At 34.0% G+C, this 24,221-nt stretch carries 25 protein-coding genes and 2 tRNA genes; 8 read left to right on the top strand and 19 right to left on the bottom strand.

The window, feature by feature from the left end; genetic code table 11:
- Window positions 1-12: 12 nt before the first annotated feature.
- From BUC23_RS00640 to BUC23_RS00605, 7 genes are all read right to left on the bottom strand, one after another.
- Window positions 13-1,155: a restriction endonuclease subunit S gene (locus tag BUC23_RS00640; protein WP_073203793.1), complete on the bottom strand. Its 1,143-nt coding sequence runs from the start codon at window positions 1,153-1,155 to the stop codon at window positions 13-15.
- Window positions 1,156-1,455: 300 nt separating this feature from the next.
- Window positions 1,456-3,108 (bottom strand): class I SAM-dependent DNA methyltransferase, encoded by a 1,653-nt coding sequence (locus tag BUC23_RS00630; RefSeq protein ID WP_073203787.1) that lies wholly within the window; start codon window positions 3,106-3,108, stop codon window positions 1,456-1,458.
- Between the two features lie 394 nt (window positions 3,109-3,502).
- Window positions 3,503-4,579, bottom strand: a complete 1,077-nt coding sequence (locus BUC23_RS00625) for a hypothetical protein (RefSeq protein WP_073203783.1) — start codon at window positions 4,577-4,579, stop codon at window positions 3,503-3,505.
- Window positions 4,580-4,666: 87 nt separating this feature from the next.
- Window positions 4,667-5,941, bottom strand: a complete 1,275-nt coding sequence (locus tag BUC23_RS00620) for a relaxase/mobilization nuclease domain-containing protein (protein WP_073203780.1) — start codon at window positions 5,939-5,941, stop codon at window positions 4,667-4,669.
- Entirely contained in the window at window positions 5,926-6,318 is a 393-nt protein-coding gene (locus tag BUC23_RS00615) for a plasmid mobilization protein (RefSeq protein ID WP_073204761.1), read from the bottom strand. Before BUC23_RS00615 ends, BUC23_RS00620 begins: the two co-directional genes overlap by 16 nt.
- A 734-nt stretch (window positions 6,319-7,052) precedes the next feature.
- On the bottom strand, window positions 7,053-7,310 hold the full coding sequence (locus BUC23_RS00610; protein ID WP_073203777.1) for a hypothetical protein: 258 nt from the start codon (window positions 7,308-7,310) through the stop codon (window positions 7,053-7,055).
- Window positions 7,311-7,456: 146 nt separating this feature from the next.
- On the bottom strand, window positions 7,457-7,861 hold the full coding sequence (locus tag BUC23_RS00605; RefSeq protein WP_073203774.1) for a helix-turn-helix domain-containing protein: 405 nt from the start codon (window positions 7,859-7,861) through the stop codon (window positions 7,457-7,459).
- Window positions 7,862-8,041: 180 nt separating this feature from the next.
- Here BUC23_RS00605 and BUC23_RS00600 point away from each other — a divergent pair, with 180 nt between their 5' ends.
- From BUC23_RS00600 to BUC23_RS17825, 6 genes are all read left to right on the top strand, one after another.
- Window positions 8,042-8,590, top strand: coding sequence for a hypothetical protein (locus BUC23_RS00600; RefSeq protein ID WP_073203770.1), 549 nt, complete (start codon window positions 8,042-8,044; stop codon window positions 8,588-8,590).
- A 74-nt stretch (window positions 8,591-8,664) separates the two neighbouring features.
- Window positions 8,665-9,297, top strand: coding sequence for a hypothetical protein (locus BUC23_RS00595; protein WP_073203767.1), 633 nt, complete (start codon window positions 8,665-8,667; stop codon window positions 9,295-9,297).
- Window positions 9,294-10,913 carry a hypothetical protein gene (locus BUC23_RS00590; protein ID WP_073203764.1) on the top strand — a complete coding sequence of 540 codons (1,620 nt, stop codon included), beginning with the start codon at window positions 9,294-9,296 and terminating at the stop codon, window positions 10,911-10,913. The genes BUC23_RS00595 and BUC23_RS00590 overlap by 4 nt, the downstream gene beginning before the upstream one ends.
- Window positions 10,914-10,958: 45 nt before the next feature.
- A complete protein-coding gene (locus BUC23_RS00585) occupies window positions 10,959-11,315 on the top strand; it encodes a hypothetical protein (RefSeq protein WP_073203761.1) in 357 nt (118 codons plus the stop codon).
- Window positions 11,316-11,446: 131 nt separating this feature from the next.
- Entirely contained in the window at window positions 11,447-11,716 is a 270-nt protein-coding gene (locus tag BUC23_RS00580; RefSeq protein WP_073203757.1) for a hypothetical protein, read from the top strand.
- 4 nt (window positions 11,717-11,720) lie between these two features.
- The gene (locus BUC23_RS17825) at window positions 11,721-13,373 is read left to right on the top strand and encodes a recombinase family protein (protein ID WP_084538286.1); all 1,653 of its coding nucleotides are present in this window, start codon (window positions 11,721-11,723) and stop codon (window positions 13,371-13,373) included.
- On the opposite strand, the gene BUC23_RS00570 is transcribed toward BUC23_RS17825, so the two are convergent.
- Window positions 13,333-13,405 (bottom strand) — tRNA-Met (locus BUC23_RS00570). The genes BUC23_RS17825 and BUC23_RS00570 overlap by 41 nt on opposite strands.
- A 31-nt stretch (window positions 13,406-13,436) precedes the next feature.
- Window positions 13,437-13,509 (bottom strand) — tRNA-Met (locus tag BUC23_RS00565).
- Window positions 13,510-13,626: 117 nt separating this feature from the next.
- Here BUC23_RS00565 and era point away from each other — a divergent pair.
- On the top strand, window positions 13,627-14,508 hold the full coding sequence (era, locus tag BUC23_RS00560; protein ID WP_073203754.1) for a GTPase Era: 882 nt from the start codon (window positions 13,627-13,629) through the stop codon (window positions 14,506-14,508).
- A gap of 215 nt (window positions 14,509-14,723) precedes the next feature.
- Here era and BUC23_RS00555 read toward each other — a convergent pair whose 3' ends face one another.
- On the bottom strand, window positions 14,724-15,221 hold the full coding sequence (locus BUC23_RS00555) for a hypothetical protein (protein ID WP_084538280.1): 498 nt from the start codon (window positions 15,219-15,221) through the stop codon (window positions 14,724-14,726).
- A gap of 106 nt (window positions 15,222-15,327) precedes the next feature.
- Between BUC23_RS00555 and der the strand changes: the two genes are divergently transcribed.
- Window positions 15,328-16,638 carry a ribosome biogenesis GTPase Der gene (gene der / locus BUC23_RS00550; RefSeq protein ID WP_073203747.1) on the top strand — a complete coding sequence of 437 codons (1,311 nt, stop codon included), beginning with the start codon at window positions 15,328-15,330 and terminating at the stop codon, window positions 16,636-16,638.
- Between the two features lie 52 nt (window positions 16,639-16,690).
- Here der and BUC23_RS17645 read toward each other — a convergent pair whose 3' ends face one another.
- From BUC23_RS17645 to BUC23_RS00505, 9 genes are all read right to left on the bottom strand, one after another.
- Complete coding sequence (locus tag BUC23_RS17645; RefSeq protein WP_244153751.1) at window positions 16,691-16,834, bottom strand: hypothetical protein; 144 nt, start codon at window positions 16,832-16,834, stop codon at window positions 16,691-16,693.
- 306 nt (window positions 16,835-17,140) lie between these two features.
- Complete coding sequence (gene pstB, locus BUC23_RS00540) at window positions 17,141-17,902, bottom strand: phosphate ABC transporter ATP-binding protein PstB (protein ID WP_073203740.1); 762 nt, start codon at window positions 17,900-17,902, stop codon at window positions 17,141-17,143.
- On the bottom strand, window positions 17,899-18,738 hold the full coding sequence (gene pstA, locus BUC23_RS00535) for a phosphate ABC transporter permease PstA (RefSeq protein ID WP_073203737.1): 840 nt from the start codon (window positions 18,736-18,738) through the stop codon (window positions 17,899-17,901). The genes pstB and pstA overlap by 4 nt, the downstream gene beginning before the upstream one ends.
- Window positions 18,739-18,751: 13 nt before the next feature.
- Window positions 18,752-19,645, bottom strand: coding sequence for a phosphate ABC transporter permease subunit PstC (gene pstC / locus BUC23_RS00530; protein WP_073203735.1), 894 nt, complete (start codon window positions 19,643-19,645; stop codon window positions 18,752-18,754).
- Window positions 19,646-19,742: 97 nt separating this feature from the next.
- Window positions 19,743-20,690: a PstS family phosphate ABC transporter substrate-binding protein gene (locus tag BUC23_RS00525; protein ID WP_073203731.1), complete on the bottom strand. Its 948-nt coding sequence runs from the start codon at window positions 20,688-20,690 to the stop codon at window positions 19,743-19,745.
- A 27-nt stretch (window positions 20,691-20,717) separates the two neighbouring features.
- Window positions 20,718-21,866 carry a porin gene (locus BUC23_RS00520; protein WP_073203729.1) on the bottom strand — a complete coding sequence of 383 codons (1,149 nt, stop codon included), beginning with the start codon at window positions 21,864-21,866 and terminating at the stop codon, window positions 20,718-20,720.
- A gap of 456 nt (window positions 21,867-22,322) precedes the next feature.
- Window positions 22,323-22,736, bottom strand: coding sequence for an RrF2 family transcriptional regulator (locus tag BUC23_RS00515; protein ID WP_073203724.1), 414 nt, complete (start codon window positions 22,734-22,736; stop codon window positions 22,323-22,325).
- Window positions 22,737-22,904: 168 nt separating this feature from the next.
- The gene (locus BUC23_RS00510; RefSeq protein ID WP_073203722.1) at window positions 22,905-23,720 is read right to left on the bottom strand and encodes a TPM domain-containing protein; all 816 of its coding nucleotides are present in this window, start codon (window positions 23,718-23,720) and stop codon (window positions 22,905-22,907) included.
- Window positions 23,720-24,157 (bottom strand): TPM domain-containing protein, encoded by a 438-nt coding sequence (locus BUC23_RS00505; protein ID WP_073203719.1) that lies wholly within the window; start codon window positions 24,155-24,157, stop codon window positions 23,720-23,722. The genes BUC23_RS00510 and BUC23_RS00505 overlap by 1 nt, the downstream gene beginning before the upstream one ends.
- Between the last annotated feature and the right edge of the window lie 64 nt (window positions 24,158-24,221).

The following is a 24,221-nucleotide window of genomic DNA, read 5'->3' as shown; positions in this document are numbered from 1 at the left end:
AATTAATATAACTTACACCAACTCCCCCTTAAACGCCCGTTGCAATAAGCTCTGAAACAAATCCTCGCTTTTTGTCAAGGCTTCTTGCGCTTGTTGTTTTTGGGTTTCTATCATTTGTACTCGTTCTGCAAATTGGTTTTGGAGAGATAGTGGAGGACAAAAAATGAGATAAGATTTTAAATCCGTGAAGTTTAAACCAGACTTAACACCGCCTTTATCTAATTTTTGAAATAGTGCTTGCCCTCCTTTAGATGCTATGAATGCACTAACGTAATTTGGATTATAATTTTCTTTTAATCTCAATATTGCAAGATGTTGATTTATAAATGCTTTTGGGAAGTTTTCTGGAATAACCCCAGTTCTTCCTAAGTCAGCTGTTATTGATATTATTATATCTCCAGCTTGTACTTTAGTTCTTTTTGCTTCAGCGGTTTCAGGTGTTTGAATATAAGTCAAGTCATCTAGTTTTAACTTATTGTATCCTACATTTTGTATTCTCAAGAAAACATCGCCAGTATTTGAGTAATATTTAGCCCATCCTCTAGAACCACTTGTTAGAAAATCAAGTAAATCTTCTAATCTTTTTTCATCCCAACCTTTTTCATTCCTCACCGGATCCCCAAACATTTCCAAAAACAAACTTTGTGTCAAGGCATCATATTTTTCTATAAGTTGCTTGTTGTATTGGCGCAATTGGTCTGCGGTATCGAGGACTTCGGTTATTTTTTGTTGGGTTGAGAATGGTGGGAGTGGGATTTCAGCATCGGTTAAATTACCAAGCTTTATATATTTAATAACTCCTCCTATTGATAGATCTCTTAGTTTATGAATATAATTTTCTAAAAAATAATAAAGGTATTTGCCATTTAATGAATCTAATGGCTGTATAACATAAGTACGCTGATAGGCATTAAACTTACCATCGTAATATTTAACATTTAGATCACCATTTCCTGCGACTAAAATACTTTCACCCTCAAATGCATAATCATCAATATAAGTATGTTTTTTTGAACAAGTAAAAAAAGGATATTTTCCATTCGGATTTTCAGCATTGACATCTAATTTTCCAGTTCTTATTGACGTAATATTTCCAATTAATTCTTTCATTATCCTAAAATTATTGCCAATTCGTTCATTTACTATTAATTCCATATCTTTATACTAATTACCCTTTCAAAAGTTTTTTTAAGGATTATGTTTTGAGCACCTGCCTTCTAAGCAGGCGGTCTAAGGTTCGAATCCTTCTGCGATTACAAAGTAACTTTTTAAGATTACAGGTTTGAATCCAGTCAAGGTCAAGTTGTAACTTTAGGGTTTGTGCTTGGAACCCTGTCGCGGTCACGAACCGTACTTTTTCAATGGGTGCAGGATTCATAACCCTGAGGTCATTGTGGGTTTCGAATCCCATCCCCTCTGCAATTGTCTTGCGGAGTATCCCTCTTTCTCCGCCAATCACCCCAACATTTTCTCCAATTCATTCATTGCATCCAAACGTTTTTGGTCTAAAGCTTTAATATCGGCAATCAGCGTTTTTGGTTTTTCATACACTACTTCATCATATACAATTTCCTTGTATCGGTTGATGCTGAGGTCGTAGTCGTTGGCTACAATATCGGCTTTCGAGACAAGAAAACTTTGTGAGGTACGATCGGCATAATTATGTGTAACCGTACCGTCTAAAAACTTATCGAAACCTAAGTTTTCCGGAATGTCATTTACTTGTAAAAGTTCACCGGATTTATCATGTATTTTCCCCCAGTAGCCACTGTTTAAGTAGTTCCAATGGTTTATGATTTGAGGAATGTTAAACCTATCGTGTTCTTTTTGCAGTTGTTCATCTGTAAGATCATCGGATAACATGAATTTTTCTAAGGTGTCTTCGCTTATTAAGGCATTGCGTTTGTCATCTAAACTGAAACCATCCGCTAGCATATCATAGAACCAAACCTTATCGGTACCACCTGAATTGGTTTTGGTAAAGAATAGAATAGCGGTGCTTACTCCGGCATAAGGTTTAAAAACTCCGCTTGGCATCGAGATTACGGCTTGTAATTGTTGGTTTTCTATTAATTCTTTACGAATGCTTTTGTGCGCCCCACTGCTTCCAAAAAGTACCCCATCGGGCACAATCACGGCAGCACGTCCACCAAGTTTTAGCATTCTCAAAATCAAGGCTAAGAATAGTAATTCGGTTTTTTTGGTTTTGGTTACGTTTAGTAAACTGCTTTCTACCTCATCATAATCCAAAGCGCCTTTAAACGGTGGATTAGCTAAGATTAAAGAGTACTGACTGCTGATGCCGTTGCTTTCGCTCAAAGCAGAATTTCCAATTAGCGTTGGGTTTTCCATGCCGTGCAATTGCAAGTTCATGGCCGAAATACGCATCATCGATGGATCGATTTCTATTCCGTTGAACATGTTTTTGTTGTAGTGCTCACGGAAGTTTTCCTCTATAAACCAGTCTTCGTGTTTCTCATGAATGAATTGAGAAGCTGCAACCAAGAAACCTGCTGTTCCACAAGAAGGATCACAAATTGTATCGTCTTTTTTGGGTTGGGTCATTTCGACCATCATACGGATAATATGGCGCGGGGTACGGAATTGTCCATTAGTTCCTGCTTCGGCAATTTTGCCCAGCATGTATTCGTATAAATCACCTTTGGTATCGCGGTTGTCCAAAGGTAGTTTGTCAATTTGTTGCACCACACGGTCTAATAATTTTGCCGTTGGAATCATAAAGGTTGCGCCTTTGATATATTCCGTAAAAGCTCCGCCATCTTTACCCAATGTTTTCATAAAGTCAAAAACGGTAACATCATTCAAATGACGTTGCGGACGTGTGAATAATTCAAACATCACTTCCGGGTCTTTGTCTTTGAAGGTACTCCAGCGTAATTCCTTTTGTTCAGGAGTGTAAATAGGTTTGTCGGTAGTTACTCCCAGCATATTGGATCTTTTCTCAATAAGAATTTGTTTGTCGTCCAACTGTTTTAGAAAAATGAGGTAGGTGAATTGTTCAATTACCGTTAGAGGGTTTGAAATTCCACCTGTCCAGAAGTCGTTCCAGATTTTATCTATTTGAGATTTTAAGTCGCCTGTGATCATTATTTTGGGTTATTGTTATTCATTACTGCATTCGGGCCTAGCCAATTGGTTATATTGTCAGACTACAAACTTAACTTGTGAGAGTGCAGACAATGTGCATAGATTATTTTTTTTCTTCAAATATACTTTTTAAACTTCATAGCATGCCTTTAAAAAAGTGGGAGATTATGAATTTTTGCCAAGGTATTGAAAATAATTTCTAGTAGAATGTGTAAAACCATAAAGGATATGCCTTTTTTAAAATACAGTAATATAAGTATCAATAAAATACAGTTGGTATTATTCAAAGATTCAGGGGCAGGAGCCAAGATTGTAGAAATGGTTATGGTTTAAAAGACAAAATCTTTTTCTATTATGAGTTTATTTTTTTTGATAAGCTAAAAATCAGTGTATATTATTCACCATCTAGTATGTCGTCAGTTTTATTTATTAGTGGGTCTAACCAGTCTGCTTTGTCATTGGCCCATTTAATCCACTCTATTTTTTCTGGGGTTAAATTGTTTTTGTCAACTGCTCTTTCATATTCAGCTTTGATATATTCTCTAATTAATAGTGATTGATTGTATTGTTTGGAAAGTTCAACGAGCTTATTAAATTTTTGAATTTCCTCATCTTTTCTTCTTTTTATTTGATTTTTACGCTCTTTTTCTTCTTCATATTTTAGCCAGTAAATTCGAGATTCTTCTTGTCGAATTAGTTCTTTTTCAGCATCAATTTCAAGTTTTGCTACTATTTTTGCTAGCTGATTTTCAAGTTTGATGGTTCCGTCTTTCCATTCTTGAGCTTTATAGCTTTCACCAATTTTTATAACTAGGATGCCTGTTGGAATATATGTCGAGCCATAAGAATTTTTTTCAGGTGGAATTCTTTTTTTCGCTTCTCTAATGCTAAAAGGAAAAGAAATTTCTTTTATCATGATATGAGGTCCATCCCCATTGATATCTCGTTTGAATGAATGTCCTCTATATCGGAGTAGTTTTACAAACATGTCCATAATTATTAGTGCTCGATTGAAATTATCCTTTTCAACGTATATAGATAATAAATCTATTTTACTCGTTCGGTAACTGTAGAAATCATAATTGTTTTTAGAGTCTTTTGTCTGGGCTATTAAAACGTCTGGTTTTGTTAGTTTTTCAGGAATGCTTAAAGGAGCATTTTTATCACTCAAAATCTGTTTTGTCAATATGGTCAAAGGAGATTGATCTATATTTATTATACTGCCCTCTTCTCTTATTGTAAATTCAATTTCATTATCTCCATTAAAATCTAGATTCAAGATTTCTTTTTTGAAAGGCTTGTTATGTTTTAATTTTAACCAATACCCATTTGGTGGTAGAGGGATTTCATACTTTTTGCAGATTTTCTTGAATCCATCATTTGATAAAGCAAATTGTTCTAATATTTTTGAAATAGTTGTTGACCAAACTAAATCGTATAATTCTTTTCTAGTGAGTTTAGTAGTTTCCATTAGTCAATATTTTACAAATAAAAGTAATCATAAATTTGATAATGGAAAAAGTAATTATATCAGTAAGTATTAATTGAAAATAATCTTTCAATTATTTGATAGTCCTTTTCTCTTTTTCTTCGTTCTTTTGTTTTTCAGTTGATTCGGCAAATAATCTGTAGAATATTCTGCCTGCGTAAGCATTTCCAATATTTTAACCAAATCTGGAATAGTAAGTGTATCTTTTTGATGTTGAAGATCATCAATTAATGATTCTTTGGAAGGGATTTTTTCATAAGTCTGATTTCTTTTTTCTTCACCAGCAACCTTTATTCCACAACGTTCTTCAATAACTTTGGCACTATATTGTTTTCCCAAGCTACTTCCATTAAAGACATTTTTTGTTGTATGGTCAACATACGTTATGCCATAAAGTAATCCTTCTGCACTTTTTCTAAAAACAGTATGAATACCTTCTTTTGCCAATCGCCTTGCTAGCTCAGTTATGGGCATTGCCGGCTCTCTTAATAGTGCGGTATCGATGGCATTTGTTACTCGCATTTTATCAGGCATTCTTCTAATTTTGTTGCCCTTAAATTTTTCCTCTAAGAATTTCAAAGTCGGCTTAAAGTAAAAATCACTTGCTTTAATTGGAACACCAATTGGCTTTCCTTGTTCGTCCAGTATTCGGTACACCAGTCCATTTGCTAAAAAAATTTTTGAATTCTCACTGCCACGGTCAGCCAAAACATTATATTGTTTTAGTACCGCATTAAGTTCGGGAAGGCTCGAATACTTGTACTCATTCAGAACCTTATTTAAAACATTGGTTAATGCTTTCTTAGATTCAATCTTTCCATAGCAAACCTTGCCCATTGAAATAGGCTGCAAATTAATTTCCTCTTTCTTTTTTCGTCCTTCCGCTTTCACGAGACTAAATAATTCTTCAATTTCCTTCCTTGCTGGTTCTGATTTTCGTATTCCTAAATGGTGCAGGTCAATCCGCTTACCATCCCTTTCAATATTGACAGTCACTACATGAACGTGCGGGTGTCCCGCATCGTGATGTTGATACACCAAATAAGGCTGCTTACCGAAGCCTATTTTCTCCATATAGGTATCAGTAATAGCCATCAGTTTTTCTTTGGGATGATTTTCTGACGGGTCAAAATTTAAGGAAATATGCACGCTGTTCCGTTTTGCATTCTCGTTTAATTCAAGTCGTTTTGTAAAGCGATTTAGCTTTATGGCATCACTCATTTTATCGACATCAACTGGATAATTCCCCGCACCAATACACTCTGCTACACCAGCTTTTACTTTGTTTTCATTGTAGTTTAAAATACTGCGGATTGAATGGCTTGTTTTTATGATTGAAACCATTTGTCCGTGATTTTAGAAGTGTGCCTTTCAATCAAATCTATCTTACTTTTAAAGATTTGTTTCTCTATTTCATAACGTATAATCCATTCCCTGAATTCAGGAATTTGTTGCAGGGTATGCATCTTTTTTACGACCTGATTTAGATTGTTTCCGATAGCGCTCAGCTCATTGCGGAGCAGTACCGTTTCTTCGATAAAATCATCCAATGACTGATTTCTGTAATAGGTAGTAATGGACTTGTCAAATAGATGCTTGCGGACATAATCGCTCAGCTTACGGCAGGTACTAGTCTTGCACCTGTTTTCTATTTTTGCATATTCGGCGGGTGTCAGGCGCAGTGTGATTCTGCGTGTTCTGTTTGAATTTTCTCTTTCCATCATCTTTCGTTTTACTCATTAATTCAAATCATTTTTTATAGGTATTCGTAAATTTGCTACGCTTCATTTTCGTGTTTTTATACTCTTTTTATCCTTTCAGTGTCACTGCTCCCGAGTTCCGAGGATAGAGTAGCCAGATCCGGTTGTCCGACAACCGTTCATCTGGCCGATTGCAGGAACGTTGCAATCTTTCAGTTTTTCAAAGGATAAAGGCTAATTTAAAGCTAGTGTTTGACATAAACAATCATGGGTAAATATTGCCTATGAAATGTCTTCGATAAATAGGAGGAAATATTCGTTTTTGATTCAGTCAGACTGCCAAAACTTTTTTCAAAAGAAAAAGAAAAAAAAGAAAGCAATACAAAATTGGATATGCATCAAACGGAGTGCTATAAGTCCCGAAGGGTGGCACTGCGAAGAATGAGCGTTGACATTATGGGCACGCAGTTGATGAATGTCCAATACCTTAGTTGTACTTTTTGTGATTTTTTAACGGAATATTTTTAAGGTCTTTAGGAGATTGTAAAGCTTTAAGAATATTTATTTCAGAGGTCTTTGAAAGTGTACGCTCCCTTATTTCAATACAGAAGAAAATATTCCTAAATAATTATTAATCTTGAATAAGGGAGCGTACTTTTTCAAATGAATATATTTTAATTAATGTGCAAAATTCTGACTGTTTTCAGGAAGGTTTTTGCACATGATTTGAAAAAATTCTCGCAGTCAAAAATTATTTAATTGCTTTCTTGAAGTAACGTAATGGTGTCAGAAAGATCATGATTTGTGATATAGTCTAAAACGAAATGTTCTACTTCTTTTTTATTCTCAGGTGAAGTGGAAAATGAGTTAAGATAATACTCTGTATTTTCATCTGCAATGTGAATAATTTCGGTAAAACCTTTAGTAATTAAAGAACCTTTTAATTTTAATATTTTAAGTTCAATATCTCTGTCAATTTCCCTTTTTATTCGAAGCTTTATAGTTTTATTCATGTGATAGTTTTTGGTAATCTATTAGAGCAAATAATGTTCCAAAACAAAAAAGAGACTCGAGAGTCTCTTTGTGGAATTAATATATCTTTTATAAATGATTATTTCGCATTTAGTTTTTCCAAATATGAATTTGAATTATTCCGAAATTATTTATTGATTAATTTTTCAAGCCTTGCCATCATTTCATCTTTCTCCTTCAACATCCTTTCATATAAAGCAATCTTTTCTTCGTGAAGTTTTTTTAACTCTTGGATAGAATTGAAGTTGAATGTAGAATTAGGATTTCCAACACAAGCATTATCTCCAAAAGTATTCGAAATAATATTTATTGCTTGTTCCTCATCAAAATTCTGAAAAGCTTCCACGGGAATTTTCAATGCATCTGAGATTTGCCTAAGTATATCATCTTCAATTAAATCTTTTTGCTCCAGCATAGAAATTTTTTTTTGATTCCAGTCATTTCCCAGATCAAAAGCCAATGCTTCCTGTTTGATGCCAAGCATTTCTCTGAAGCGTTTTACGTTTCTTCCCTGATGTATTTTCTGTTCCATAATGAGTATCAATTTTCTAAAGGCTCAAAGGTAAAGCCATTTGGATTAAAAAGTCTGAGTTTCAAAGATAAAAAAATATCCTGTAAAATATCCATTTTATCAGATATTATATCCGCATTTCGTATAGATTATCCTCTTCAAAGAATAGAACTTCGCTAGTCAATATTAAATCTTCTGATTATGAAAAAGAATAAAATATCCTTTGAAACTAATTTTTGGGTAGCCTATGAGATAGAAAACCCGTTTGAGGTCGTTACTGCATTTTTTGACTATGCGCATCTTGATTACTATAAACAGACTTTATGCGAAGCGGTGTTTTATATCAATAAAGAGAAAGTGTATAAAAAAGATTATCCGGGAGAAGTCTTTGTTTTCTATACTGCACTTCGCTCTTTTATTAAAGCTTGTTTTTGTCTGCAATACAAAAATAAAAAATGGAAAGTGAATGAGCTGTCATCTGAGCGCAGGTCAATTCTCCATCAAGCTTCTCTTACAGCGGAAGAGTACATCGATCCTTTTATTGTCTTCCAAAATGCATTTGCAGCGAAATCCTTAGATGACTTCGAATTCTTCTTATGCGAAATCACACATCTGTCTTTATCTCCTAGTGCCATAGAATTTGATTGTGATCTGATGACGCCCTATATCCATTTAATCAAAATGCTGGATGCAAGCCAGCTTATACGTGAAAGAGGCGTTGAAAAGATTAAAAATGTTGAGCAGCCTTGAAGATAAAATATCCCGTAACGGAATAGATTATCCCTTTACACATTCCCAACTTTACTAAAGCTAAATTTTTTGATATGAAAAATGATAAAAACTTTAAGAAAGAAAAAAGGCTTGTAAAATCCATTGGACAGGCAAAGACAGCATTGAGTATGCTACTGCATGATTCAGAAAAGCTAAATCTTGAAAGAGGAATTTCCGGACTTCTCGACAAATTAAATAATCCCAAACTGGATTTATTGCTGGACAGATATCCTGATCTCTTGCAGGAATATGACTTGGAACAATTGCTTTCTGGCAATATTGAGATCACTGATACAAAGAAGCAGGACATCAAGACGGCAGGATTGCTGTCGTGCCTGCAATTACTGATACATTTTTGTTATGAATTAAAAGAAAATTCAAATCCAGATGATAATAGATTTGATAGTCTAAGGTATATCTTAAATTCGATTACTTCTTCCCAGTTCATAAACGAACTACTCATTATCATCGTATCTGTGGTCGGAGAAGACTATTACGAAAAGTTTCAGCAGAGAATTCAATACTTTGATTTTGATTTAAAAAAAGCAATAGATCTGGAAAGCAATCCTGAATTGCAGGAACACATTGACCTGATGGTTTGGTTTGTATTAGCCCGTCTATTTTTAGAATCAGTTTATACTTATTTCAACAATCCTGGTCAAAACCTCAAAAACATGACATTGTGAAAACTTCAAAAAAACTTTCATTTCCAAAACTCGAAAATGAGTTTTTAGAAAATATCCTGAGACAGTTGGTTAATCAGCATAGTATCATTCAGATGTTTTTTACCAGACAGCCCTCTTTCGTGTTTTCATATCTTATTATCCACATCGAAAAAAATATAGATGCACAAGAGCTACAACAGAACAAATGGGTAGAAAAAGTTAAAAAACGCTATCAGATCTATGTCTATTTCATTTACTCTGAAAGGCTTCATCATAGATTTTCTTTAGGACATCCGTTTATTGAATTTTACTGCCAGCCTTCAGCTATTATCTACCAAAATAAAGAGTTGGAAAATCCGCTTATCATTAAAAGGGATTGGAAGAAGTACAAGAAGAGGTTTAATATGTTTGAAGATCATTTTCATCACGATTACGATCTTCATTTGTCTCATGTCCAAAATCTGATTTCAGAAGGTTCTTCAAACAGTGTTTTTACATCGTATTCAAGATTGATTGAATATGATCTTGAATATTTGGAAGAACTGTATTCAGGAAATAGGTCTGCTTCGTTAAATCTAGATGAAAGGATCACTAACCTTATAGAGTACATTCCTGATATTCAAAAATACTTCGTAAGAAACAGCCACAGCAAATATTATCTTATTGATCTGTTTGTTAAAGCAAAAGAAGCTTCCATCAATGATGATGAGGCAATATATAAAAATGAAATGTATGAAGCAGTTGGAATTGCCGAACAAAGCCTCTATTGTCTTATCGAAGAACGGTTTGACCAATTAAAGAAATTGATAAAAAAAGGATTATTTGAAAGACACGATGTTGTATCTCAAATTGATGACAAACCTAATGATATAATTCTCAGCGTTGCAATAGAAACCATATTAAACTCGGTTGAAGTCGAACAGATCTACTTATATCATCAAATTACTGACCATGAAAAAACGACTTATTATCTGATGCTTATAGCTATGGGTGCTGGCAATGAAAAATTAAAATTAATCACTCAGTTTCTAAAAAGCAAAACAGGAAAAAAATATGATTTCGTTTTGTTAAGCCACAGCCGTTACTGGATACAAACTAATTTGTATCAGCATCAAAGTTTCTTTTCCAAAATTATACAAGGCAAATACTTGACATATTCATCCAACGAATACCTTCCTGAATTTCATTGGGAGGTGCCTCACAATCCTTATCATGCTGATTTACATTTTTATTATAAGCCGACGAAGGACATTGCCTTACAATTTTTCACAATAGTTAATGATACAAAAGAAAACTACCAAGGTTTAGATTCCCTTTTTACATTGTTTTTTATGTCCTTTTGTAGAACATATATTTTTATTAAGACTTATTACCTGCCTAATTATCTGTCTAATCAAACATTATGGCAATTATGTATTTATGCCGATGCCGACATGAAAAAGTATAATTATATAATAGAGCAGTTTTGGACGGATTTCTTTCCTTATTTGGATAGACATATGATTCTTCATCATAAGTTGTCAAAGCTCAACAAAGAGGAGGTTAATCAGATGAACGTTGTTGTTGAGAAATTGATGTCTGAACTGCACAATTTGGTTATTGAAGACGGATTACTATTGCCCTTTAAGCAAGACTGATACATTTTTATTGAATAAAATTAACCGATTTAAAAAATCAAGATCATGGAAATAGATGAAATTGAAAAGCTAGAAACTATTAAAAGATTAACTTCCAATTGTCTCAATACTTTGAGACCTGTTGAAGATAAAAGCGGGATTCATACCGCAAAAATAAGAGTATATGATTATTACGAACTTGCCTCGGTCATAAGAAATCTGATGAAATTATGTATTGTGGCTCTGGATCATGATGGAGCTAAAGTTCCTGATACAATAGAGGGCCAGTCGATTGATGTTGGGCTTATTTTGGAGATTGCCTTGCAATTATTTCCAATAGATGAATTTGAACTACTAAATGAAATCAGCATTTTGTTTCCTCCAGATTCTGGAAATGAGGTTGAAAATATTCTCAAAGAATAACAATCCACAGCCATCATAGATATATTTTACTTATGAACATTAGAAATCAAGATCTTATCTTTATAACGATAAATGATTGTTGAACAAAAAAGACCATTATTGGTCTTTTTTTAATGGAAAGGATCTTAAAAATGAGAAATGATGATGAAAATGAAAGTAGAAGAATCATTCCAGAGAAAGCTTTGGAAATGTTAAAGACAGAGGGACTGTGTTTAACTCTTAAATTGAGAAAAAGAATGTTTTGCGATGCAAAAAAGACAGGAGAAAACAATCAAGATAAATTAACGATTGAAGAATTAAGAAAATGTAAAGGTTTTGATGAAATATCAGAATCGGAGACTAATGAGATAATTGAAAGTTTATTTCAATTAGCAGTAGTGGTATATAATTTAAAGGAATAGAATTATGGGAGTAGAAAATTTTAAAAGATTTCAAAAAGAAAAATTAATAGAAAAGGTTGATGTAAAGGATATTTGGGGTTATACCAGAGTTAGCTCCAAAATGCAGTTAGTAAATAATAGTTTGGAAGAGCAACGAAGCGAAATAGTTCAATTTGCTAACAAAAACGGATATGCTTTGAAAAATATACTTGGAGGAACTTACGAAAGTGCTTCGGGTGATTTTACAAGAAAAGAGTTCACGAAATTAATAGATGAGGTTAAAAATGCAAAACAGAAACCTTTTGGAATTGCTATAAAATTTATTAGTAGATTTTCGAGAACTGGCGGTAATGCTATTGCGATCGTCAATGAACTAGTGGATAAATTGGGAGTGCATTTAATTGAAACGTCATCGGGACTTTGTACTAATGATGAATACAGTAAATTAGATATTTACAGTAAACTATTAGATGCCAGAAGAGAAAACATGGACAGGCTAGAGAAAACAATTCCTGGAATGAAAGCTTTACTAAGGGCCGGAAATTGGCTTGGTAAAGCCCCAAGAGGCTATACTATGCGCGGGAAAAAAGTAGCCGATTACACTTTGCTTCGAGAAACGCAGTCGATAACAATAAATGAAGAAGGTGAGCTTTTAAAAAAGGCTTGGAAATGGAAACTAATGGGTGAGCGTGATTATGTGATTAGACAAAAACTGGAACTATTAAATCTAAAGATCTTAAAGCAAGGTCTTAGTTCTATGTGGCGTAATCCATTTTACTGCGGAGTATTAGTAAACTCTTTAATTGAAGCACCAGTGAAAGGAAATTGGGAAGGATTGGTCAGTCAAGAAGATTTCTTAATAGTTGATAGCATACTTTCAAAAAATAAAAGGAATGCAGTTAAAGAATATACCAAAAATAAGATTAATGAGTTCAGACCACTGACTGGTTTTCTAAGATGTGAATGTGGATGCTTGCTTACAAGTTATGAAGTTCGTATAAAAAACAAACATTATTACAAATGTCAAAAGTGTACAAATGTTAGTTTTAACGCTTCGACTACCCTAAGGTCAAAAGCAGAAGGTTTAAATAACTCTTTTGAGAATTTATTATCAAATTATACACTTAACACTCGATTTATCGAACCTTTTAAATTGCAGTTGCATAAGCTCTTTGATACCATGAACACTGAGGGTAAGAGTGAAATGAAGAGTTTACTTGCGAAGAAAAAAGATTTGGAAATGAAAATAGAGAATTTGGATAAACGATACTTTGACAACCCAAATTTTGGTGATGAAAAATATAATAGATATGTATTGCAATTTGAATCAGAATTAAAGGCAAATGAGGATCAAATGGACATGAACGAAAAAAAATTATCTAACCACAAGAAACACATCGAAAAAGTGGTTGAAAAAGTTCAAAACATCAGTGATTGTTGGGGTAGAGGGGATGTGGAAGACAAAATAAGAATTCAAAATTTAGTATTTCCAGAGGGTTTGTCAATTAGGGCAGAAAATAGAGAGTATCTAACCAAAAAAGTGAATGGTATTTTTGAGTTAATCTCAGTATTTATAGGGGTTGAGGAAGGTATTAAGAATGAAAAAACCCATCAAAATGTTGATGGGTTTCTCTCAGTAGCGGGAACAGGACTCGAACCTGTGACCTTCGGGTTATGAGCCCGACGAGCTGCCTACTGCTCTATCCCGCGATGTGCGTTTGTAATTTCAATAAATTCTTAGTAGCGGGAACAGGACTCGAACCTGTGACCTTCGGGTTATGAGCCCGACGAGCTGCCTACTGCTCTATCCCGCGTTGTTTCGGGTGCAAATGTACAACGAATTTCTGTATTTTCAATAATTTTTTTTAAAAATGTTTTATTTCATCTATTGACTTGATATAACTACCTTTGCAAAATAAATTATAATAGAAATGTCACATAAAGCAGGTTTTGTAAATATCATAGGGAATCCAAACGTTGGGAAGTCAACCTTAATGAATGCATTTGTTGGAGAACGATTGTCAATCATTACATCTAAAGCACAAACAACTCGTCATAGAATTTTAGGAATTGTAAACGGAGAAGATTTTCAAATGATTTTATCCGACACTCCCGGAATCATTAAACCGGCTTACGAAATGCAGGAATCGATGATGAAGTTCGTTAAATCGGCTTTTGAAGACGCCGATATTTTGATTTATATGGTCGAAATAGGAGAGCAAGATTTGAAAGATGAAGCTTTTTTTAATAAAATTATTCACGCTACAATACCAGTGCTTCTTTTGTTGAACAAAATTGACACTTCAAATCAAGAGCAGTTAGAGGAGCAAGTTGCTTTTTGGGCAGCGAAAGTGCCTAACGCGGAAATTTTCCCAATATCAGCCTTACAGAATTTTAATGTGCCAGAAGTTTTTGGAAGAATAATAGCATTGTTACCGGAATCACCGGCATATTATCCAAAAGACCAATTAACAGATAAACCGGAACGTTTCTTTGTAAATGAAACTATCCGTGAAAAAATCTTGTTGAATTACAGCAAAGAAATTCCATACGCAGTAGAAATTGTTACGGAAGAGTTCTTTGAAGACGAGAACATCATCAGAATCCGTTCTTTGATTATGGTGGAACGTGAAACTCAAAAGGGAATCATTATTGGACATAAAGGAGCCGCTTTGAAAAAAGTAGGAATGGAGTCCCGTCTTGATTTAGAAAAGTTCTTCGGGAAACAAATTCATATTGAGTTGGTCGTAAAAGTGAATAAAAACTGGAGAAGTAACGCTAACATGTTAAAACGTTTTGGTTACAATCAGTAAATCGTAAATTAGTTAAATTTTTTAAAATCAATATTGGAATTCAATTTCTAATATTGATTTTTTTTTAGCCCAGATCGAAATGGAAACCCCGGATTGAGAATGCTGTTTTTTCTTGCGTTTTCAGAGGGACCAAAGGAAGCTCCTGAAAACGTAATAGAAAAAAAGCTTTTCGAACGAGGAGTTGTAATGGAGTGCTGGAATTGCTCCTTATTAAACTATGATTTTATAATTTTCAAGAATAATGTTTCCAATTCATCCATTTGATTATTTCCGTTTTGCCGGATTTGTTTTGCAACAAGATACAATAAAAACCACAAGAAAACCATAAGCGCCATCACTGTCAAATCGAATGTTATGGAGTTTTTTAAAATATAATCAGAATAGGCTATTCCTGCAAAAATTATAAATACACCTGCAATTATAAAATGGAGAAACATGAAAAGGGTCCATAAAGTAGGGTCAGGGCCAAACAAGCCTCTTATGTGTGTTTCGGTGTCGCTTTTAGGTTCTAATTCCAAGTGTAAGTGAGGGGAATAGTACGCTTTTTTTGGACCTTTTATATCGAGCCAAATATGAGATCGTTCGATTTTGATTGCATAATCTTCGGAGATTTTTTGTGTGTGATTCTTGAATTTAAGGCATAAATTGTCCACGTTTTCAGGAACATCTTTGTAAAATCGTAGGCGGAGTCTTAGTTCATTATTGCTATCCATAATATTATTATTGTAAGAATTAAATGATAAGGTGTTGCTAATATACCAAAAAAATTGATAATCATGGTATTAAACACTACCTTTGCAAAATATTTGAATTTATATTATGAATAACATTGTTGCGATAGTAGGAAGACCTAATGTAGGGAAATCAACCCTTTTTAATAGGCTGATACAAAGAAGAGAAGCTATTGTAGATTCAGTATCTGGGGTGACCCGAGATAGGAACTATGGTAAAAGCGAGTGGAACGGAAAAGAGTTTTCTGTAATTGATACCGGCGGATATGTGCGTGGTTCTGATGATGTTTTTGAAGGAGAAATCCGTAAACAGGTCGAACTTGCTATTGATGAAGCTGATGTTATCATTTTTGTGGTTGATGTGGAAGAAGGGATTACTCCTATGGATGATGCTGTTGCAAGATTGTTGCGTAAGGTGACTAAACCGGTTTTACTTGCTGTAAACAAGGTGGATAATGCAATGCGTGAAAAAGATGCCATCGAGTTTTATAATCTTGGTTTAGGAGAATATTACACATTTGCGAGTATTTCAGGAAGTGGAACTGGAGATTTATTGGATGCATTGATTGATGCTTTTCCTATAAAACCAGAGCCAACTCAGGAAGAAGTTACATTGCCTCGTTTTGCGGTTGTAGGACGTCCTAATGCAGGAAAATCGAGCTTTATCAATGCTTTAATTGGTAAAGAACGTTATATTGTTACTGACATTGCGGGTACGACCCGTGATTCTATTGATACAAAATTTGACCGTTTTGGTTTCGAATTTAACTTAGTTGATACAGCAGGAATTCGTCGTAAAGCTAAAGTGAAAGAAGATTTAGAGTTTTACTCTGTAATGCGTTCTGTTCGTGCTATTGAGCATGCTGATATTTGTATTTTGATTATAGACGCTACTCGTGGATTTGAAGGGCAGGATCAAAGTATTTTTTGGTTGGCTGAGAAAAACCGTAAAGGTGTTGTCATCTTAGTAAATAAGTGGGATTTAGTCGAAAAAGAAACGATGTCAACTCGTGATTATGAAGCTAAAATCAGAGAAGAATTAATGCCATTTACGGATGTGCCTATTCTTTTTGTTTCGGCATTAACGAAACAACGTTTGTTGAAAGCATTAGAAGCAACTGTAAAAGTTTTTGAAAACAGACAACAGCGTATTGCTACTTCAAAATTCAACGAATTTATGTTGAAAGTTATTGAAGCATACCCACCGCCAGCAACAAAAGGGAAATATGTGAAAATTAAATATTGCATGCAATTGCCTACACCAACACCTCAGTTTGTGTTTTTTGCCAATATGCCACAATATGTAAAAGAACCTTACAAACGTTACCTGGAAAATAAAATTAGAGAAAACTGGGACTTTTCAGGAGTGCCAATCGATATTTATATTAGAGAGAAATAAAAATAAAATCCCGAGCAATCGGGATTTTTTTGTTTAATATGGATTCGAACGATTAACGTTCTTCTTCATCTTCCAAAGTTTCCATTGGATGATCACCGTACCAATCTTTAAAAGTTCTCAGCGTTGTGTAATCGTCATGCAGTACTGTATATACCATAAACAAGATCAATGGTATGCCAATGCAGTATAGGGTCATTATTACCGGGAAAGCAACATTAGTTTGACATAAACCGGCAAAAACAAAAACGTAAATGGTAGTGAACCAAACGAGTTTAATTGCAAAATTTTTCATGGCTATATCTTTTATTAAAGTTACGCCATAAAATGTAAATATTTAGTTAACATGTTATTAATCAATGCTTAAAATTTAAAATCAAACAAATTTTTAATGTAATTTTCTATTATGATTGTAATTAGAAGTTTCATGGTTTGATTGTAAATAAAAAAAGTCCTGATTTTTCAGAACTTTTTTGTGAATTGTGTTTTGTAAGTGTTTTAATATTTAACTTAAGAAACCTTTTACATAATCTTTGGTTAGTTTCTCTTTTGGGTTTAATAATATTTCCTCAGTAGGACCAAATTCGATTATTTCGCCCATATATACAAAGCCAATATAATCAGAAACCCTGCGCGCTTGTCGTAGAATGTGAGTTACTAAAACAATAGTGTATTTGTCTTTTAGCTGCAAGAATAATTCTTCGATATGTTGCGTAGAAATTGGGTCCAATGCTGATGTTGGTTCGTCACCTAAAATAATTTCGGGTTCGATAGCAAGTCCTCTAGCCAAACACAACCGTTGTTGTTGCCCGATGGATAATCGAGTGGCAGGAGATTTTAATCGGTCTTTGACTTCGTCCCAAAGATTGACACCTCTAAGGTATTTTTCTACGATTTCGTCCAGTTCTTTTTTGTTGTTATTTCCATGAATTCGTTGTCCGTAAGCAATATTATCGTAGATGTTCATGGGCAATGGAAAAGGTCTTTGAGAGAGTAATCCCATTTTTTTTCGAATGTGTGTTACTTCGACTTTTGGATCATAGATGTCTTCACCGTCTACTAATACTTTTCCTTCTACTCGTACATCGGTTTGTCGGTCGAGTAGGCGGTTCATAGTTTTAAGAAGTGTTGTTTTTCCGCAACCTGAAGGACCTATTAATGAAGTGACTTTTTTATCCGGAATGTCCAGATTTATGTTTTTTAGAATGTGGTTTTCTCCAATGTGCACGTTTAAATTTTGAATGCTGATATGTGGCTGAATGATCATATTTTATTTTTTGAAAGGTTTTTGCTTGCAATTTTTGCGGCTATACTAATGATTAAAACAATTATGGTAAGAATAACTGCTGCTGCATACGCTCGGTTTTGTACTTCTTGAATCGGACTACTTAATTGGAAAAATATAGACAGAGGTAATGTTGCTGCTGGCTGATCCAGTGATGTTGGAATGCTATCCGTGAAGCCAGCAGTGAAAAGTACACAGGCAGCGTCACCAATGGCTCTGCCAAATGATAATAATATCGCAGTAATAATTCCGGGGATAGATTGTCGTAATAAAATTTTTGCGGTTTCATAACGTGTGCCACCAAGTGAATATACAGAGTTGCTCATGTCTTCCGGAACGACTCTTACCACCTCGTCTATGGCTCGAACCAAAATGGGAATGATCATTAGCGTTACAGTTATGATTCCTGCCAAAAGGGAAGTTTTTAATCCCATATAAACCATTATGGCGAAACCAAAAGCCCCATAAACAATTGAGGGAATTCCAAACAAAATGTCATAACTCAATCGGGTGATATTCGCTAATAAGGAATTTTTTTTTGTGTATACGTTGATGTAAATGACAATTGGAATACTCACTAGAAGCCCCAATAAGGTTGAACCTAAAGTTATATAGACAGATCCAATTATAGCATTCAGAATTCCACCCCCTTTGCCAATATAAAATCCTCCCTCAGGTATTTTTGAAATCATATCCCAACTCAACGATCCAACACCTCTAGAAAAAATGGTATACAGTATCATGAATAAGGTACTACTGATGATGATTGTACTGAGTATCATCAAAAATTTAAATATATTTTCTTCTGTTTTTCTCATTTTTTAATGGGTATTAATTGGTTCTTTTTTCAATTCTAAATAAAATGATTCTCGAAATTGCATTAAACAAAAAGATAATAACAAATAGGACTAAAGCGGCAAACATCAGCGCCGAGTCATACATGGGTATAGACATCATTTCTCCGTAATTATTAGCAATAAGAGCAGGTAAAGGATATCCTGAATCGAATACACTTTTAGGGACTTGTGCCAAATTTCCGCATACCATCAAAACTGCTATAGTTTCACCAAAAGCTCTCGAAATTGCCAGTACTACAGCAGCTACAATTCCATCAATTGATTTTCTTAGAAGTACTTTTTTAGTGGTTTGCCATTGCGTTGCTCCCAGCGTCAAAGACGCATCTCTTAATTCCTGTGGAACGTTGTCAAATACCTCTATCAGAATGCTTATAATCAACGGAAAGATCATAATGGCTAACACAATTCCTCCTGCTAAAACGGAATATCCCGTTGTAAATTCAATAAAATGGGGTGCAATTTTATCTTGGATTAAAGGAACGATTACCAATACGCCCCAAACTCCAAAAAGAACCGGTGGAATTCCTGAGAGTAATTCGATCAATGGTAAAACCACTTTCCGAACCCTAATGTTTGCATATTCCGAAAGATAGATTGCAGTAAGCATGGATAGTGGTAAAGCTGTAATTATGGCAATTCCTGTTACCCAAAATGTACCCAATATAAATGGATAAAACCCAAAAGCTTCCTTAAACGGCTTCCATTCGGAGGAAGATAGTAGATTCCACAATGAGGTGCTATGCAAAATTGGCAATGATTTGTAAAATAAACCAAGACCCATTAAAACTACCGTAGATATGGAAAGTATGGTGAGTGTTAAAAAAGCTTTACTGAGGAAACGATCTTTTAGTAATCTTATATTTTTCATTTTAATTATAGTAAAACCACCCTAACAAACTGCGTTTTAAGCCGCTCGTGGTTTTAAGGAGTGGCATTATAGTGGATATTTGGTATTTAAAAGAATATTATTTTACTTTTTCTAACTCTTTATTAATTTTCTCTTTGGAAAACTTGATATAGCCTGCTTCCTGAACAAATTTCTGCCCATCAGTAAGAATGTATTTTATAAATTCTCTAACAATTGGATTTTTTGGTTTTCCCACAGTTACAAAATACAGATCTCTTGCAGGAGGTGAAGGATATTTTCCGGCAACAATAGCTGCAATCAACTGATCGATATCATCATAAAATTTTTCATCTGGATCTAATTTTCCATTGTTATTCAAATCAATTGGAACAGGAACTACTCCGTTAGTTGGTTTATTTGTTTTGGTATCATAGACATACACAATATTATTAAAACCTAATCCTGACGGGTCCCTTTTTACAGCTTGTGCCAATCCTGGATCGCCAAATACAGCTACTCCTTGCAAATCTTCTTGTTTTTTATTGAAATATTTTGCCCAAGTTTCTGCTGCTCCCGATGCATCTGAGCGTGTATATACATGTATTGGAGCTTCACTTTTAAAACCTAAAGTATTCCAGGTTTTGTATTTACCAGTAATAAATATATGGTTGAAAGCATCCTTTTTCACTCCTTTTTCATATAGCACTTTTCTGTATGGACTTGAAGTACTTATAGTTGGGATTACAGCATCTTTAGTTACTGCCACGGCAAAAGCTCCTTTTTTATACTCTGCTGTATTCAGGTCTCTAGAAACCAATCCAATGTCGGTTACTTTAGATAATACATCGGTTATTCCTTTTCCAGCTCCTCCAGCTTGAATATCAATTTTGACATTTGGGTTGATTTTCTTGAATTCTTCCGCCCATTTTACGGTAATTGGATACAAGGCAAAAGCCCCAGAAATACTTATATTTCCTTTTAAATCTTGTGCAGCTACTTTTGTGGTACTTGCATTTGCCAATAATAAAATTATTACGGCTACGAATGATATTTTATATGTTTTCATTTTGTTTCTTTTTAGAATTTTTAAAAATTAGAATTTTATTTGCAATTGTGCTATAATTTCGTCTTTATTGATTGAAAATCCTTGTTCACTTTTATGCTTGTAATTGACTTGGAATTTCACAAAACTATTTGGATATAAATTAGCACCAAGGATATAGAACGAGGTAATATCATTCTTTGGATTGTTTTTTGTTGGGTCGAATGTATCGTATTTAGCTACAAATTGGAGTTTCTTTGGGAGAACAAAATAACCCACTTGTGCATACCAACCATCCTTAAGAAGATCTCTATTTACTCCGTTTACAATATAAGTACCTTGTTGTGCTTGTAAATATTCAGCTCTTAATGAGAAATCATTATAATTTACCGATATATCAGCGCCAATGCGAATTTGATCTTGGTTTTTAGCCGGTGTTGACCAGGAATCATGTCCATTAGAATAGGAAATACCAAAATCTAAAAACTCATAAGGATGTGCCACAATTCTGGCAGCAATATCTTTTGATTCATTTTTATCTGCAGCAATGTTTATTCCTTGCCCATCAAAATAAGCCAAATAATAATCTAAAAGATAACGGTTTGAGGTTGTTTTGAACAAGCTACCACTAGCCTGCAGTCCTATATCACGACCATTTTGATCTCCTAATGCATCTTTATTTCGGCCTGTTAAACCACTTATTTGTGCACGATCTATCGTCTCAAGTGCACTATCTGAAGTAGTACTTTCTAAAGAATTTGGAATTAGAAATTGTCCACCGGTTATTTTTAGGTAATCAAAAGGTTTGTAGAAAAAATACGCATCAATTATTTTTGTGTTGATTGCAAAATCAGTTTGTAATCGGTATTCCCATTCTGGTGAAAAATTACCTTTTATGTCAAATCTTGCTCTTCTTATATCAAAGCCATCAGCTTTTCCTGGTTCTTGCAAGGATTGATAGCGCACTTGTATAGCGCCACCAATATTTATGTTCCGACTGGAAAGGACATTAAATAATTTTTGTTTTTCTTTCACTTCTTGCTGTTTGAAAGCGTAATCAGCACGAATTGAGTCAGCATCATTTTGTTTAACTAACCCTTTTTGGATTAATAAATTAAGTATATCGTCCGATGATTGTGCTTTAGCTATTCCAATAGTAAAAATGGTGATTACGAGTAGCAGTATTTTTTTTGTTGTCATTTGCGTTTTTTTTTAAATTTTTTGCTATGTGTTCATCTATTTATTTTTTGAAGGGACTATGTTTTTAAAACTAAAATTCCCTTAATTTTTTTTTATGCCCGAGAGCACATAAAATAGAAACCGCACATATTTTTTAAATTAAAAAAAATGGTTGTTTTTAAATATAGGTTTGGGAAACTTTTTTTAAGTAGAGTAATATTCATGATTTAAATATTATATAAAATATATGTAATTAGTCGAGTTTATCTTAAATTTTTTTTCTGACGCATACACATCATTTGATTACTCTTTTCTTTACTTGCAATTAGTTGTTTATTTCCTTTTTGTTCATTTAAAATAACGAACGTGCTTACATACGTTTTCATATTTTTAAATTTGGATTGATAATTAATTATTAAATTTCTGGCAAATATATAACTAATTCCATAAAAGTAGTAGAGTTTAAAAGATATTTTTTTATTTTTTCACTAATGAAGCTATAGTTATTCCTTGCATAGCTTTTAAAGTCTCGTCTCTAATGGTCATAAGTCCTTGTCGTAACAGGCATTCTGATTCACTTGTGCAATCAGAACAGCGCTCGTAAAAATTTAGGGATGCACATGGAAGCAGTGCGATTGCGCCATCAAATAACCTATGAATATCAGCTAAAGTAATGTCGTTTTTAGATTTTAAAAGATAATAACCGCCAAATTTCCCTTGTTTGCTCCCAACAAAATGGCCGCGTTTTAGGTCCAATAATATCTGCTCCAAAAACTTTTTTGGAATATTAGCAGCTTCAGCGATTTCGATAGTTCTTGAAATGTGATTTTCGTCTTGTTGCGCTAAAAACAGTAACGCTTTGAGTGCGTATTTGGCTTTATGTGAAAGCATTAATGTATTGATTTATGTATTTTGAATTGATTGAAGTCTTTAATTTTTAAAAATAAAAGTATTATAATTTAAAAGAACCTTTGTTTTTTTTTGAATTAGTAATTTTTGATATCGATGTGTTTATTTCCCAGAAAAAAATGAGAAAGTTAGACTGAGGAATATTACCATTTACCAATCTCCGCCAGATCCACCACCAGAGAAACCTCCACCGCCAAATCCACCTCCGAAGCCTCCTCCGCCACCGCCAAAACCACCACCGGAAGAACCTCCAAAGCCCCCACCGCCACTGTTTCTGCCAAGACTGCTAAGAATAAGAACGTCAAGTAAACTTGGTCCGCCACCTCTGTTACCAGAATTTCCTCCACCGCCACCTTTATTTCTTGAAATTAGTACAAGAATAACGATGATGATAACTATAAACGGCATAATTGGAAAACCTTTTTCTTTTCCTTTGATTTGTTTTCGTTCTCCCTTATATTTTCCTTTAAAAACATCAATTAAGGCATCAGTTCCTTTGTCAAGCCCTTTGTAATAGCTTCCCGCTTTAAATTCAGGAATGATAATATTTCGGGTAATTTCTCCACCAATACCGGCAGTTAAGCGATCTTCAACACCATATCCTGGTGAAATCCATATTTTTCTTTCGGCTTTAGCCAATAAAATAAGGACACCATTATCGTCTTTTGCAGTTCCTCCAATTCCCCAGGCATGTCCCCATTTTGGAGTAAGAATACCAATATCTTCACCTTTGAGGGTTTCTATGGTAATCACCACAATTTGGGTTGTAGTAGAATCAGAATATTTAATCAATTTTTCTTCTAATTGTGCTTTTTCTGTTGTGCTTAAAACATTCGCATAGTCATAAACAGAAGTTTGTAAACTTGGTTTCTCAGGAATGGTAAATTGAGCAAAACTAATTTGTGTAATTAAAAAACAAACTAATAGCTTTAGAAAAATTGAGTTATTCTTTTTTAGTAATAGCATTATCCTTTAGATATTTCGTTTGATAATTCGTTAGTATCGCCTTTTTGCCAAGGGAAATATTTCTGCAATTGTTCGCCAGCCATTAAAATCCCATCAATAAGTCCTTGTTTGAAATTTCCATTTTTAAAATGATTTTTCATAATTTCTTTTGTGGTATCCCAAAAATCATTAGCAACAAGCTCATTAATTCCTTTGTCCCCACAAATAACAAATTTTTTATCGATAACAGCAAGATAAATCAAAACACCATTTTGAAGCTGGGTTTCATCCATTTTTAGTTCATGAAAAACTTCCATAGCGCGATCAAACGCGTCCATAGAAGTTGTTTTTTCTATATGTACTCTAATCTCGCCAGAAGTGTTTTTTTCGGCCACGCGAATTGCTTCAACAATTGCTTGTTCTTCTTCTTGGGTTAAAAAATCTTCTACTTTTGACATTGGAATATTTATGAGTTAAGATTAACGATTTTTGATTCCAGAATTGTTAAATCTGTAATCAAAA

It is taken from the genome of Flavobacterium xinjiangense (assembly GCF_900142885.1).
In the GTDB taxonomy this organism is placed as follows: domain Bacteria; phylum Bacteroidota; class Bacteroidia; order Flavobacteriales; family Flavobacteriaceae; genus Flavobacterium; species Flavobacterium xinjiangense.
This window is presented reverse-complemented; position numbering and strand designations above follow the sequence as displayed.